Origin of the sequence: Allorhodopirellula heiligendammensis (assembly GCF_007860105.1) — a bacterium.
Taxonomy (GTDB): domain Bacteria; phylum Planctomycetota; class Planctomycetia; order Pirellulales; family Pirellulaceae; genus Rhodopirellula; species Rhodopirellula heiligendammensis.
Window position 1 is genome coordinate 457,038 of the sequence record NZ_SJPU01000001.1, and the last position, 14,083, is coordinate 471,120.

General features: G+C 56.1%; 11 protein-coding genes. 7 read left to right on the plus strand and 4 right to left on the minus strand.

Annotated elements, in window-relative coordinates; translation table 11 throughout:
• Positions 1 to 4: 4 nt before the first annotated feature.
• The 3 genes from Poly21_RS01700 to Poly21_RS01710 form a co-directional block, all read right to left on the minus strand.
• A complete protein-coding gene (locus Poly21_RS01700; protein WP_146405320.1) occupies positions 5 to 1,207 on the minus strand; it encodes an RNA polymerase sigma factor in 1,203 nt (400 codons plus the stop codon).
• Between the two features lie 141 nt (positions 1,208 to 1,348).
• Positions 1,349 to 2,092 (minus strand): FHA domain-containing protein, encoded by a 744-nt coding sequence (locus Poly21_RS01705; RefSeq protein WP_146405321.1) that lies wholly within the window; start codon positions 2,090 to 2,092, stop codon positions 1,349 to 1,351.
• Between the two features lie 574 nt (positions 2,093 to 2,666).
• Positions 2,667 to 2,918 carry a hypothetical protein gene (locus Poly21_RS01710; protein ID WP_146405322.1) on the minus strand — a complete coding sequence of 84 codons (252 nt, stop codon included), beginning with the start codon at positions 2,916 to 2,918 and terminating at the stop codon, positions 2,667 to 2,669.
• Between the two features lie 279 nt (positions 2,919 to 3,197).
• Here Poly21_RS01710 and Poly21_RS01715 point away from each other — a divergent pair, with 279 nt between their 5' ends.
• Positions 3,198 to 4,994: a 30S ribosomal protein S1 gene (locus Poly21_RS01715; RefSeq protein WP_146405323.1), complete on the plus strand. Its 1,797-nt coding sequence runs from the start codon at positions 3,198 to 3,200 to the stop codon at positions 4,992 to 4,994.
• 260 nt (positions 4,995 to 5,254) lie between these two features.
• On the opposite strand, the gene Poly21_RS01720 is transcribed toward Poly21_RS01715, so the two are convergent.
• A complete protein-coding gene (locus Poly21_RS01720; protein ID WP_302117205.1) occupies positions 5,255 to 6,598 on the minus strand; it encodes a tetratricopeptide repeat protein in 1,344 nt (447 codons plus the stop codon).
• A gap of 316 nt (positions 6,599 to 6,914) precedes the next feature.
• Here Poly21_RS01720 and Poly21_RS01725 point away from each other — a divergent pair, with 316 nt between their 5' ends.
• The 6 genes from Poly21_RS01725 to pstB all read left to right on the plus strand — a co-directional run bounded on the left by Poly21_RS01725 (position 6,915) and on the right by pstB (position 14,082).
• Positions 6,915 to 7,754 carry an MBL fold metallo-hydrolase gene (locus Poly21_RS01725; protein WP_146405324.1) on the plus strand — a complete coding sequence of 280 codons (840 nt, stop codon included), beginning with the start codon at positions 6,915 to 6,917 and terminating at the stop codon, positions 7,752 to 7,754.
• Positions 7,755 to 7,951: 197 nt separating this feature from the next.
• The gene (locus tag Poly21_RS01730; protein WP_302117206.1) at positions 7,952 to 9,754 is read left to right on the plus strand and encodes a sensor histidine kinase; all 1,803 of its coding nucleotides are present in this window, start codon (positions 7,952 to 7,954) and stop codon (positions 9,752 to 9,754) included.
• Positions 9,755 to 9,881: 127 nt separating this feature from the next.
• Positions 9,882 to 10,994 carry a PstS family phosphate ABC transporter substrate-binding protein gene (locus tag Poly21_RS01735; RefSeq protein ID WP_146405326.1) on the plus strand — a complete coding sequence of 371 codons (1,113 nt, stop codon included), beginning with the start codon at positions 9,882 to 9,884 and terminating at the stop codon, positions 10,992 to 10,994.
• A 9-nt stretch (positions 10,995 to 11,003) separates the two neighbouring features.
• Complete coding sequence (gene pstC / locus Poly21_RS01740) at positions 11,004 to 11,951, plus strand: phosphate ABC transporter permease subunit PstC (RefSeq protein WP_146406770.1); 948 nt, start codon at positions 11,004 to 11,006, stop codon at positions 11,949 to 11,951.
• On the plus strand, positions 11,948 to 13,192 hold the full coding sequence (locus Poly21_RS01745; RefSeq protein ID WP_146405327.1) for a PstA family ABC transporter permease: 1,245 nt from the start codon (positions 11,948 to 11,950) through the stop codon (positions 13,190 to 13,192). The genes pstC and Poly21_RS01745 overlap by 4 nt, the downstream gene beginning before the upstream one ends.
• Entirely contained in the window at positions 13,189 to 14,082 is an 894-nt protein-coding gene (pstB, locus tag Poly21_RS01750) for a phosphate ABC transporter ATP-binding protein PstB (protein ID WP_436967466.1), read from the plus strand. Before Poly21_RS01745 ends, pstB begins: the two co-directional genes overlap by 4 nt.
• Position 14,083: the final 1 nt, after the last annotated feature.

The following is a 14,083-nucleotide window of genomic DNA, read 5'->3' on the forward strand; positions in this document are numbered from 1 at the left end:
TCTTTCATGAAATCGAACCCAGCGACGGAGACATTAACGCCGCAGAGGTTCCTCGCTCTTCGCGCAGAGCGGCGTTGGTGGCGGAGTGATCCTCGGTAGCGTTGTCGAGCTGCGAAGGCCCTCTGGTCAAAGGCGCCGGTGAATCGATCTGGGCCAACTCGCACTGGAACAACTCGGCAACCCGGTGCAGGGTCGATTCGAGCGGTTTGATGGTCGAACGCAGTTGGTCCAGTGTGGGAGTTGTCTGCAGCATCCACTGGCCCAGTGGCAAGGCCTCGACATCATTCACATCCAAACGGGCGCGTAGAAAAGCGTTCAGCGAGACCCATTGCCAATCGGTTTCCGATAGATCGCCTGGCTGATCCAGTCTCTCGGGCGCATGATCGGGGGCGGCAAAGACGGTCGTCGGATTACTCCCTGGGAAACCATCATTGGCAACGGTCGCAGATATCTCAGGCTCGCTGCGGCCCGCAATGCCTAAAAACCCGACCACCACGACAGAAGCGACGAGTGCTGCGGCACCTTTCCGGAGGCCCATCGAGCGTCGCGTCGCAGCCTCCTCGCCAGCGTTTGCCGCGACGGGCGGTGTATCGTTAGAACACGTCGCGTTCGTTGGAGCGGGGGCGCCGGAGTCATCCGCCGCCAACAGCGTGTCCTGCATGCCAAGTTTCGCGCGGCGAACCCATGTTTTCACAGTCCCCAACGGACGTCCCATCGCTCGCGCCGCTTCGGGATAAGAGAGTTCCTGTTGGTGGACGAGTTCGAAGGCTCGACGCTGATCAGCAGGCAAGCGGTCGAGCGCCAGATCAAGCTGCTCGCTCAAAGACAGCTGTCGCGCGCTGTCGGGCTCATCACCGCAGGGCACACTGACGTCGTGGAGTGAATTCACGCGGCGATTGTGTTGGTTACGAGATAGAAAACTGCGGCAACGATTGGCGGCGATCGTCACCAACCACGGCTCGAGAGGCCGCTGCGAATCCACGCTTGGCATCGCGATCGCCGCTCGCCGGAATGTTTCCTGAGTGATGTCTTCGGCGTCGTGATGGTGGCCTACATACCGCAGGCAAACTCGGTAAATCATATGCCGGTGACGCTCAAAAACCTCCGTAAAGGCTGATTCGTCAAGCTGCCGCGGGCGGTGGATGATCGCCGCACTGGACCCCGGCACATTGGGCAGGACTGCGAAAGTTTCGGATGACAGGCTCATGACGTAATTTGCCGGAAGGGGGAGCGGGCGATTGAGTGAGCCGAGACGCGTAATCGACTAAGCCGGCGACGTTGCTCGGTAACCTGACGGCACTCGGCTCAACGGTGCATCATCACCCAAGCTGATTGAGTCAACAGTCGCCTAGCGTCCACTGAAAAAACGCTTGAGAGCATCATCTGCGGCATCCCGCGACGTGTCGGTCATCTCTTTCTTGAGCCCTTGGGGCAGTTTACCTGGCTTTTGCTTCTCCGGCCGTTTGAACTTCTTGCCCTTCTCGCCACTCCCACTGGCGTCGTCCACCTTCCCATCGGTCTGCTTCTTACTTCCCGTATTGTCCGAGACGATGGTCGCATTGACCGACAGCTCACTGCTGTCTGTATCGGGATCATCCTGCTGTTCTTGCAGGGTGAGGTGACGCGTATCTGGGTCGTTCATTTTCCGCACGCGATCAATCGCATCGGCTTCGTCGAGCCAAGAACTGACATCGACTTCTTCGAACCGACTGTCTGAGGAGCCTTCGGCGTGGGTACGTGCGGCTGCCTCAGCAATGCTTTTCACCTCGGGTTTTTTCGCCGCATGCAAGCCGTGCTCGATAACGACGCCGAAGCTGAGCTTGCCCACTCGCAGCAAATCACCATCCTTGAGGACCTTGGCCTTATCGGGCGGCAGACGCTTTTCGTTGACGAATGTTCCGTTGCGACTTTTCAAGTCCTGGACCAGAACTCGACCCTCCTGAACCGCAATGATGCAATGCTTGCGGCTGACGGACTCGCTCTTAGGACGCAACTGACACGAATCGCTACGGCCGATCAGAAACTTCTCTTGGCCTACTTCGATTTCCTTGCCAGCATGGCTGCCTGATTGGACACTGAGTCTAATTTTCATGTTTCCCCTTCGCGAGCAACGAAGAATCCGGTAACGGTCATTCCTCACCCATCATAGTCAACGCCGTAGCGTCGCGTTGTGGCTGGATGATGCGTAGCGTAGGCAATTTTCGCTTTGGGTACCACAGCGACCTCTTTGCATAACACGAAAGGGCGGACAACGTTTCGGTGGCGTGCCATGACCACGAAAATGAGTGCCTCATTCTTACGCTGAGGGTGGCGATGCCGTTCACGAGCGAACTTGCCCGATCTATTTTGATCTCACCAGCAAACGAGCATACTTGCGGGTCAACCCCCCGCTCGGTGATCGGGTTTACGCGGCAAAGTACGTTTTTGTCGTAAAATCACTTCTCCCTCGGGCACCCGCCTGGGAACGCACCGGCTTGGAGACCCCTGTCTTCCCATCATCCTCAACAGGCAGTGCGATGCGATTCCAGGCTTCCGCCCTCATTTATCCGACGCAACTTCATCTCCCATCCCGATCGGGACGGGAGATGAGTAGCCAGTGGTTCGAGCGTAGCGAGCACCGCCGGGAACCCATTCGTCATGAGCCCTATCTGAATCGCTCCAACGCCTTATTTGGCCGGAGGATTGAGTTCTTGCAGTGATTTGCCGAGACGTTTCTGGGTAGTCCCCTTACGAGTGACACGTTTCCGCTTGGTGGCCGTCCCCCCCGAACTACTGGCGTCTCCAAACAGGGCGGCGACTTCCGGGTTGATCTCCGATGCGTTATCGGGAGTGCCGATCTGCTCGACAGCATCGCTCACACCGAGGAGGACGGATTGACGAACGCCGTCACGGAGCCAGTCAAAAAAGTTGAATTCCATGGTTTTCTCTTTGCGAAACAGTAGCGGTTGGATCTACGAACCTCCCGCTTTTAGGAAAGCCGGAGGGACGCTGTCTAGAGCGCAAAACCGCGAATCTCTGGCGACTTTCCACGACAACGCCGTTGTGACGCTATTACTTGTTTGGTAGCCTACCCCACTAGGCTGTATCGCCCAAAACTGGTCCCCCTTCTAACAACTCCCTTCAACCCCATCGGGGTGAGCCTCCGCGAGCCACTCGGACCAATGCTCGCTAGTTCGTTTCACCCCTGGTATTGATTCATGGTCAACCGCAACCTCATCCGTTCACTTGAAGACGACGATATCCTGGCAGATTTGGCCCTCATGGCTCCGGAGGATGAGGTCGAAGAATGGATGATCGAGAATTTTGCTGCTGAAGAGCAAGATTACAATTCAGGAAATATCGTCGAAGGCCGGATCGTTGAACTCAACGACGAATGGGCGTTAGTCGACGTCGGCTTCAAGAGCGAAGGCACCGTTGGCCTGGACGAATGGGGCCCCGAAGAAGATCCACCGAAGGTCGGTGATGTGGTCAAGGTCCTCATCGAAGAGATGGAGGACGAACTCGGAGCCGCCGACGATCCTTACGGCATGATCTCGCTGAGCAAGCGAAAAGCTGAAAAGATCATCGAGTGGGAAGAGATGATGGAAACCGTTGCCGAGGGCCAAGTGGTCACCGGTACCGTCATCCGCAAGATCAAGGGCGGTTTACTCGTCGATATCGGCGTCAACGTCTTCCTGCCGGGCAGCCAAGTCGATATCCGCCGCCCCGGCGACATTGGCGATTTCATCGGCCGGGTCGTGCAAGCCGAAGTGCTCAAGATTGACGACACCCGTCGCAATATTGTCATCAGCCGCCGTAGCCTGATTGAGCGTCAACGCGAAGAAGATCGCACCTACCTGATGCAGGAACTCGAAGTCGGCCAAATCCGCACCGGGATCGTCAAGAACATTGCCGACTTCGGAGCGTTCGTCGACCTTGGCGGCATCGATGGCTTGCTGCATATCACCGATATGGCGTGGGAACGCATCGGCCACCCCACCGAAATGGTTTCGATCGATCAAGAAATCGAAGTCAAGGTGCTCCACATCGATCGCGAGAAACAAAAAATCGCCTTGGGTCTGAAGCAAAAAGATCGCAACCCGTGGGAAAACATCGAAGGCAAGTACCCTGTCGAATCACGACATCCGGGCGAAGTTGTCAACGTGATGAGCTACGGTGCGTTCGTCAAACTCGAACCAGGCATCGAAGGCTTGGTCCACATCAGCGAAATGAGCTGGACCAAACGCGTCAACCACCCCAGCGAATTGGTTAACATCGGTGACCAAATCGAGGTCATGATTCTCGGTGTCGACCCCGAAGGCCAACAGCTGTCGCTCGGCATGAAGCAGACCCTGAAGAACCCATGGGACGACGTGCTCGAGAAATATCCCGAAGGCAAGGACGTCACCGGCAAGGTGCGAAACCTCACCAACTACGGGGCATTTATCGAACTCGAGGAAGGCATCGACGGCTTGCTGCACGTCAGCGACATGTCGTGGACCCGCAAGATCGCTCACCCCAGCGAAGTTCTGGAGAAGGGCCAGGAAATCGAGTGCCGTATCCTTAGCGTCGATGAACAGCGTCGTCGTATCGCCTTGGGTCTGAAACAACTCGATAACGATCCGTGGGATGGCGACATTCCTGACAAGTACCAGCCCGGCCAATTGGTGAAGGGCGAAGTCACCAAGATCACCAACTTTGGCGTCTTTATCGGCCTCGAAGATGGCCTCGAAGGACTGCTCCACGTTAGCGAATTGGCTGACCACAAGGTGGAAGACCCCGAAGAAGTGGTCAAGGTTGGCGATTCGATCGAGGTCAAAGTGCTTCGCGTTGATACCGACGAACGCAAGATCGGCCTGTCGCTCAAGCGAGTCGGCTGGAGCGAAGAACAAGAGAAGTCAGCCGCAGCCGCGGAAGCAGCTGAGTCCGGCGTCCCCGCAACGCTCGACGAAGGTAGCCTCAAGGGTGGACTCGGCAGTGCCGGGCCTCTCTTCCCGACCGGCGAAGAATCCTAGGTCTGAATTTGTAGCTTGAGGGCCGGCTTGTCGCTTGGGGCCGCTTGTAGCTTGGGGCGAGCGGTCAACTGAGTCTCTACGCAGTCGGCGTGGCTCTCTGAGACACACACCCAAGCTACAGGGGACTCGACCCTTCACCATCAAGATGTTCTTGGCTGTCATTCGCCCAGCGAAAGATGGCTTTATAACACTGCCAAACAAAAAGGCCCGATCGGATTTCCGATCGGGCCTTTTTCGTAGTCCTCAACTGCTCGCAAAGCTTATGTGCCTGGGAACTGAAAGCCGCCCGGGAGTGCGAAACCGGTGCTGGCTGGGGCGGCCTCTGCGTTGGACGCGGGAGTCTTTTCGGGCTCCGAGCTGGCTGGCGCTGTCGGTCCAGGCGAACTTGGTGCTGGAGTCGCTGCCGGCTGGGCAGCCGGACTCGCGGCACCACCGTCGGCAGGCAACTGCGGCGACATATAGCTGCGTGGATCCTGATAGCTGACCGCCGTCGTCGGAATGCTGGGTTTCGCCTGCGGCGCCATCTGTCCAAGCACTTGAGGTGCCTGGCTCGAGCGGTGAGCCGGGGCCGCAGCGATGACCGCCGATGGCCCTGCTGCAGGTCCGATCTCCCGAGGAAGATCAGCAGGCTGCGTCGGCGCGGTTCCACTCATGTCCAGCTGTGCCAGCATCTCACGTGATCGATCGATCGCACGTTTGGTCGCGGGATCCGACGACGCTTCGTTCTCGTAAACCAGTGACTCGCTTAGCTGCACCTTCGCCTGGTCCGTCTGGCCCTTCTTGTAGTACAGGAAGGCCATATTGAAGTGAGCGACGGCAGCTTTGTTATTCGCTTTGAGAACCTCAAGTGCCTCGTCCGCCTTCCCGGATTCAAAATACACGCTGGCTAGATTATTGGCATATCGCGAGGTCCCTGGCGCCAACTCGAGCGCTCTGGTTAGCGTTTGAGCAGCCATTTCATGCTGGTTCAATTTGCTCAGGGTGAGACCCAGATCGTTGTACAATGCCGCATCTTCGGGACTTTGGGCGATCGCTTTTTGGAAGTACTCCGCCGACTCCGGGTAACGGCCCTCGCGGAAATGCAGTCGCGCGATACTCGTCAGAGCGGCCCCGTTTTTAGGATCGCTTTCGAGTGCCTGGGCGTAACTTTCCATCGCTTTGGTAAGATTCCCAGTGGATTCCCAGAGCTGACCGTTGGCGACGAAGACATCGGGCTGGAGCTCCTCAGGATCGCCATCGAGCGTCAATGGATCCGCTTCACTCGTCGTCTCACTGTCCCGACCAAACCAGCTACCGATTTTGCTCGACGTCTTCGAGACGAGGCTTCTCGACGCCGTCACGGTGTCTGTCGCCATCTTGCTGGTTGTGGAAACGAGCTTGTTGGGTGTCTTCTCCTCTGTTTCAGCCACTGCATCAGGTTTGCCCTGAAATGGATTCATCGAGGCCAATGACATCGAACGGCCAGCACACCCGGTCGATGACAGGCTCACCGCCCCGCCAATCAGTAGCGTCGCGAGGAGTTGCCGACGAGTATCGCGGCGTGAACCTTGAGAGTGGTGGCGCGGTGACCGCGCTACATGCTGAGGGGTGCGTGCATCGTCCATGTTTCACACTTCGTTGAAAACGAGTTATTGTCGATCGATTGAATCGCTCTACCACCCTCCCAATCGGCAGACACCACCGTAGACCTTGATCGACTTCGACGTTTTTTCTGTTTTTTATCGAAATTCCGGCCTCTTGATTCTCTGTACTGCTGGACCGTTCATGCTGCCACAACCCTTGCAATCGCAATTCGGCGTGCCTGCCCGCGACAATCAGTGCGCCAGCATTACGCCATCACCACTGACCGGTTAAGTTATTTCTTCCCCTGCCTGCTCCTGCCCGCTTAGGAAGCGCCCACTAGCTGACCTGCACTCACATATGACTGAGAATGTTCCCCTCCTCTCGCACCTCCATGATGGCCTGACCATCGAAGGGTACTCGCGCGCCGCCGTGCAGACATGTTGGCGAGTCAATGAATTAAAGCTGCTATTCGATGCCGGAGTCCAACCATGGGACTTCATGGGCACTCCCACAATGTTTATCTCCCATGCCCATTTGGATCATATCGCCGCGTTACCTGCCTATGTATCGCGTCGCAGAATGATGAAGATGGACCCGCCGGTAATCTATCTTCCCGACTGCGCCGTCGATCCCACGTGGAAGATGTTGCAGCATTTCCGCTCGCTCGACCGCGGTGCCATGCCCTGCGAACTGATCGGATTGATTGGTGGAGATGAAACACCCATCGGTCGTGAAATCATCGTCAAGAGCGTGGCGGTTAAGCACACGATCGAGGCACTCGGGTTCATTGTCTATCAACGTCGACACAAACTGAAACCCGAGTTTCTCGGCCTGCCTGGAGATGAGATTCGCAACCTGCGTCAGGCCGGAACTGAAATCACGACCGAACTTCGAGTGCCCCTGTTTGCGTACACCGGCGATACGGCACCGCAGGGACTCGACGACAACCCCGAATTCTACGATGCAAAGATCCTCATCAGCGAGTTGACGTTTGCTGCGCCGGAGCACCGCCGCGACAAAATCCACAAGCACGGGCATATGCATGTGGACGACTACCGCGAGCGGCAACATGAATTCAACAACGAACTGGTGATTGGCGCTCACCTTTCGACCCGCTGCACCGATACCCAGATTAAGCGATTCGTTAAAAAGGCGCTGCCAGACATGCTCAACGACCGCTTGAAACTATGGCTGTGAACCTAGTCTGGCGTTACCACCCTCACCGGCTGCAATCGAGTCGTTTAATAATCCGAACGCGCCGAAAGGTCTTCTGAAAATCAGGTGTCTCCGTGCTGATCGTCGATTGTCCCAACTCCACTGCGTTGACAATTTTATCGCCTTGACCTGCGTTGCCGTCCACCGCTGGCGTGCCGGCGCACCGTGCCTCTCTCTGAATGTTTGATAAATCGATGTGGTCTTCACGGCTCTTCTGGAAACTCTTTGCGGTAAACGTGGGGCTCAGCCTCGCGTTGGCGACGGCATTGCTCTACGTCGTCAATTCATCGCAACGCTCTGAGTTGAATCGCCAAACCGAGCAGCGCCTGTTTGAAACTGCTGTCGTGCTCAGCAGCCATGTTCGCGATTCGCTTGCCGCGAGCGTCCAAGATGATGTTCTGCCACTGAGTCAACCTGATCTGCAGCGACTTGTCCAGCGACTCGCCGACCAAACAGAGTTACGGATCACAATCGTCAATTCCATCGGCGTGGTGCTGGCTGATTCGGACCGAAGTCCACTCTCGATGCTAGATCATGCCAACCGCCCCGAACTGATTCAGGCTGCGAAAGAGGGCGTGGGCACCGCTACTCGAGAGAGCCCCACCCTACGAATCGAAATGTTTTATCTGGCACTGCGTGTCCAGCTCAGTCCCGATCGGTATGCCTTCGTTCGGATCGCGACCCGCACCGACGCAATCAGCCAACGCATGGCCGATACTAGACGATACCTGCTGACCTTCACACTCATGTTTGGTTTGATCGCGACCGTCCTTACCAATATGGTAATCGGCCGCATCATTCATCCCTTGGCGCTGCTAACAAGGAACGTCCAGGCGATCACCGAGGGCAAGTCTCAGGGGCTCGAGCGAGTGCACAGCAGTGACGAAGTCGGGACATTATCAACGGCCTTCATTCAGATGCAGAGCGAGCTTGCTATCCGCTTTGGCCAACTCCGCGAACGCAACCAGCAATTGTCCACAGTACTGGGCAACTTGCTCGAAGGGATCATTGCTGTCGACGCCGACGAAAACATGGTGATGGCCAATGACGCCAGTCGCCGGATGCTGGGCATGTCCGACGCAGTGGGCCGACCGCTGTTGGAGCTGGCGCGTTGTCGGCCACTGCACGATGCCGTGATGAAATGCTTGCGGACCGGCGGCACGGTAAAAACAGAATTCGTATCCGAGGGCGCTGTCAGACGTGACCTCGCCGTTCGCGCCACAAGCCTCCCCGGCCATCCGTCGCCAGGCGTGCTCGTTGTTCTCCACGACATCTCCGAGTTACGGAGGCTGGAAAGCTTGCGTCATCAATTCGTCGCCAACGTCTCCCACGAACTCAAGACGCCTTTGGCCTCGATCAAAGCCTACGCCGAAACGCTCCGCGGGGGTGCGATCAATGACCAAGAGAATAATCTTCGCTTCGTCAGCCGGATCGAGGAGCAAGCCGAACGTCTCAATCAGCTGATTGTGGACATGCTGCATATCGCCCGGGTAGAAGCAGGCGAGGAGGCATTCGACATCACGCAGGTTGGGTTGCGTAGTGTCGTGGATTCGAGCGTAACCCAGTATGCTCAGTCTGCAAAGCAAAAGCGAATTCAACTTGTTGTCGAACCGCCTAGCCATCGCGCTATCGTTGTCGCGGATGAGGACGGCTTGAGGACGGTACTCGATAACCTGCTCAGCAACGCGGTCAAATACACCCCCGAGGACGGTACCGTTACGATTCGTTGGCGCAGCGATGCAGGACGGTGCATTTTGGAGGTCCAAGACACCGGGATTGGAATAGCGGAGGAACATCAAACCCGGATTTTTGAACGTTTCTACCGCGTTGATGAAGCTCGCTCGCGCGATCTGGGAGGGACCGGGTTGGGATTGTCGATTGTGAAGCATCTTTGCCTGGCGTTCGATGGAACTGTCGAACTCGAAAGCGTCCGGGGACAAGGCACGACCTTTCGTGTGTACCTGCCCGCCGCCGTGAGCTGATCGCGGCCCCAACCTCAGGCCTAGTTTTCACCGCCCGCACACATTTTCTTAACACGATCTTAATCATCCTGCCCTAGTATCTCGCTCCCACACACATGGTACAGCAACACTGACAGGAGATATTTCGATGGCGCTGAGGAACTCTGCTCGACAACGGTTTCATTTCCCGCCCGTTCTCCTATGCATGATTGGGTTTTCCCTCATATTTGCTGCGGCAGGCTGTCGCGACCACACAGGTTCCGACGTCACGCCGGAGGCCACCGGAATCGATGATTTCAGCAGCGAGGTCCAGGATATCGAAGGTGCCATCAGTATCGACGGGTCCAGTACGGTCGCACCAATCAGCACCGCGGCGGCAGAATCCTTCGAGAAGGACTTTCAAAATGTCCGCGTCACGGTCGCGATCTCTGGCACGGGTGGCGGCTTCGGACGCTTTGCTCTTGGTGAAACCGATATTTCTGATGCCTCACGCCCGATCAAGGCCGACGAACTGGCGGAATGCCAGAAACATGGCGTTGGGTTTGTGGAACTGCCGGTTGCCTATGATGGACTATCCATTGTCGTCAACAAGGAAAATGACTTCATCGAATCACTAACGGTAGACCAACTGAAAGCAATTTTCCTGAAAGAGGGAGGCGCGACAACCTGGCAAGACGTCAATGCAGACTGGCCTGACACAGAGATTAAGATCTACGCACCGGGAACGGACTCAGGGACATTTGACTATTTCTTCGGCGATGTGGTGGCCAAGAATAAGGACATCGAACATCCGCGTGACGACATGTCAGTCAGCGAAGATGACAATAATTTGGTCAATGGCGTTGCCGGCGAAAAAGGCGCAATCGGCTTCTTCGGTGCGTCCTACTACTTTGCCAACCAAGACAAAATCAAAGCTGTCAAAATCGTCAATCCTGAAACGGGATTGGCTGTTGGCCCCACCGCGGAAACCATTGAGGACGGCACCTACGCGCCCTTCGGCCGTCCATTGTTCTTGTATGTCAATGTTAAATCCCTCAAGCGGCCCGAGGTCAAACAGTTCATCAAGTACTACTTACAAAATGCCGGGACTCTTGCTGAGCAAGTGAATTATGTTGCTCTGCCAGCAGCGATCTACGAGCGGGCGACCGAACATTTTGAAAACCGCCTGTCCGGCACCCACTTTCTCAACTCCGAAATGAAGAAGCAGTCTGGCACCTTGGCGGAGCTGTACCTGGCCGACCGCTTGGTCGGTGCGGAGTAAGCTGTGTCAATGGACCTTTCCGCGAGCGATATCTCGCAACTAGTTCATCATCCATCGCGACGTCGGTCTCGCACCGCAGCCAGGCTGCGTGACCGCTGCGTTCGTGGCCTGTTGCTGGCATGTTCAGCCTTGTCGGTATTCATTACGTTCACGATCATCGTCGTCCTCCTGCGAGAGTCGATTCGATTCTTTGGACTTGACAGTGTTCGTTTCGCTGATTTTGTGGGTGGAACCAAGTGGTCGCCACTGATCGGCGGTGAAATCGGGGTATGGCCGCTAGTCTGTGGCACGCTATTGGTGACAGGGGTGGCCATGGTCGTCGCTCTGCCACTCGGGATGGTGACGGCGATCTACCTCAGTGAATACGCCTCTCGCCGACTACGCTCGATCCTGAAGCCTACGCTCGAGGTCTTAGCGGGCATTCCGACCGTTGTGTATGGTTATTTTGCGCTGATGGTAATCACGCCGGGGCTGAAGTTTCTGCACGAAGGGTTCAACATCTACAATGCCCTCAGTGCCGGGATAGCTGTCGGTATCCTGTGCTTGCCGACGGTTTGCTCACTAGCGGAAGATGCCCTCCGCGCGGTCCCCCGCAGCCTTCGCGACGCCGCCTATGGCCTGGGAGCAACTCGGTTTGACGTCGCAACGACCGTTGTTGTCCCTGCGGCGCTTTCGGGAATTGTATCGGCCTGTTTACTATCAATCTCTCGCGCAATCGGTGAGACAATGATTGTTGCACTCGCAGCGGGAGCGACGGCACGCATGACATTGGATCCTCGCCAAGAGGTACAGACCATGACCGGTTGGATCGTGCAGATGTGTTTGGGTGACGCGAGTCATCAAGGCATGGGATATTTCTCAATGTACGCCGTTGCTGCAGTTTTGTTTCTGATCACGTTCTCGCTAACCGTGATCGGGACCCTGGTTCGAAATCGATTCCGCGAGGAGTATCAGTGAACATCGATCTTGAAGGCCAACTACCATCGCTGGCTCCTAACGAACTGATTCCGCAGCCTCCTCGCGTGGGCGATTCACACCGTCGCTCGCTAAAAAATCGCCACCGGGTGGACCGCTTCTTTGTGCGTTTTTGCATGCTGACCGCGTTCGCTTCGATTGTGATTCTGGCCGTCCTGCTAGGCTCAATCTTGTATGCGGGATTGCCAGGAATGAATTGGCACTTCATTCGGTCGGCACCAAGTTCAGTACCATCGGAAGCGGGGATCCAACCCGCCATGTTCGGATCCATTTGGGTATGTAGTGTCTGTGCTTTATTCGCATTGCCGATTGGCGTCGCGACCGCCATCTTTTTGGAGGAATTCCCCGCCCGCAGCAAATTTGCCAAGATGTTCCAGAGCTTTGTACAGCTCAACATTAGCAATCTAGCCAGCGTCCCATCGGTCGTCTACGGAATGATTGGCTTGACCGTATTCGCAGGAATGTTCGGGCTCTTGGGAAGTTCCCGAGCACCTGCTGTCGAAGTTGGAGTTAATTATTTCCATCAATTCCTCAGCGAAGGCGATCGCATCCTGCGAGTCCCAGTCAAAAATCAGCAGGCATCCGCTACCGTTGTAGCGAGCCCAATGACGGCACTGACGAGCTCCGGAACTCTGGTTCAGGTCAACGTCATTGGAGCTCGAGATCCGCTGCCCAAATCCCCTGAACTGCGGGCGGTGACGCTTCGCAGCGATGCCGAATCGGGAATCATTAGCGACAAGGCTTGGTACTATTTTCGATTCCCGTTCGGTCGAGGTGTTCTGACCGGCGGTCTGACGTTGATGCTCGTTATCCTGCCGGTCGTGATCATTGCCTCGCAAGAAGCCTTGCGAGGCGTCCCTGAATCGCTGCGTGAGGCTTCGTTCGGAATCGGAGCGACGCGTTGGCAGACCGTTCAGAACGTCACGTTACCGTGTGCAATTCCGGGGATCATGACGGGGTCAATCCTCGCCATGAGCCGAGCCATTGGCGAAGCTGCGCCGATCTTGATTATCTGTGGCATAATCTATGTGGGAGCGAGCCCCGCGAATCTCATGGATGATTTCTCTGTGATGCCGTTGCAGATATTCAATTGGGCGTCGCAGCCCCAACAAGAGTTTCACGCCGTCGCTGCCCAGGGAATCATTGTGCTTTTGGTGATTCTCCTGTCGTTCAACGCCATCGCCGTGTTCATCCGTCAAACCGCACAAAAGTCACTCTCATGACAACAACAAAAGTTAATCCTAACCCGGCGGGCACACTGGATCTCGAACGCATGGAATCCCTCGGGTCACCTGACATGCGTAAACAAATGGGCAGTGCCCCCGCTACGGAGGATTCCGCTGGCACGAAGTCGCCGACTGAAATTGCGATTTCATTTGATAACTTCAATGCCTATTACGGTGAATTCCAAGCGATTAAGAATATCAGCTTGCAGATTCCGGCAAAGCAAGTCACCGGGTTCATTGGGCCAAGCGGTTGCGGCAAGACAACTCTTCTGCGGTGGATCAATCGCATGAACGACATCGTTCCCACCGCGCGGGCAACCGGCCAATTGCACCTACACGACTTGGATGTTTTGGCATCGAGTACGGACGTGGTGGAATTGCGTCGGCAAGTCGGAATTGTGTTTCAAAAGCCCAATCCATTCCCCAAGTCTATCTACGATAACGTCGCCTATGGGGCGCGATTGCATCTCAAACTTTCGCGATCCGAACTCGATGATTTAGTCGAGTGGTCTCTGCGTAAAGCAGCGGTTTGGAGCGAAGTCAAAGACCGTCTTCGCAAGCCCGCGCTCGGCCTCAGTGGCGGACAACAACAGCGAGTGTGCATCGCGCGAACCATTGCGACGGGGCCCGAAGTGCTGCTGATGGATGAACCTTGCTCGGCCCTCGACCCCATTTCCACCAGCGCGATCGAGGATCTGATCTTCGAACTGAGACAACAGTTCACGATCGTCATTGTGACACACAACATGCAGCAAGCATCTCGGGTTTCCGACATGACCGCATTTTTCTATCAAGGTAAGGTGGTTGAGTTTGGTACCACCGATCAGGTCTTTACCCGGCCGGCCATGAGACAAACGGAAGACTACGTCACCGGCAAATTCGGGTAAC

Excerpts from the sequence above, each read along its gene's own strand:
- Poly21_RS01700 (WP_146405320.1), bottom strand. The coding sequence starts at position 1,207 with ATGAGCCTGTCATCCGAAACTTTCGCAGTCCTGCCCAATGTGCCGGGG.
- Poly21_RS01705 (WP_146405321.1), bottom strand. The coding sequence starts at position 2,092 with ATGAAAATTAGACTCAGTGTCCAATCAGGCAGCCATGCTGGCAAGGAA.
- Poly21_RS01710 (WP_146405322.1), bottom strand. The coding sequence starts at position 2,918 with ATGGAATTCAACTTTTTTGACTGGCTCCGTGACGGCGTTCGTCAATCC.
- Poly21_RS01715 (WP_146405323.1), top strand. The coding sequence starts at position 3,198 with ATGGTCAACCGCAACCTCATCCGTTCACTTGAAGACGACGATATCCTG.
- Poly21_RS01720 (WP_302117205.1), bottom strand. The coding sequence starts at position 6,598 with ATGGACGATGCACGCACCCCTCAGCATGTAGCGCGGTCACCGCGCCAC.
- Poly21_RS01725 (WP_146405324.1), top strand. The coding sequence starts at position 6,915 with ATGACTGAGAATGTTCCCCTCCTCTCGCACCTCCATGATGGCCTGACC.
- Poly21_RS01730 (WP_302117206.1), top strand. The coding sequence starts at position 7,952 with ATGTTTGATAAATCGATGTGGTCTTCACGGCTCTTCTGGAAACTCTTT.
- Poly21_RS01735 (WP_146405326.1), top strand. The coding sequence starts at position 9,882 with ATGGCGCTGAGGAACTCTGCTCGACAACGGTTTCATTTCCCGCCCGTT.
- pstC (WP_146406770.1), top strand. The coding sequence starts at position 11,004 with ATGGACCTTTCCGCGAGCGATATCTCGCAACTAGTTCATCATCCATCG.
- pstB (WP_436967466.1), top strand. The coding sequence starts at position 13,189 with ATGACAACAACAAAAGTTAATCCTAACCCGGCGGGCACACTGGATCTC.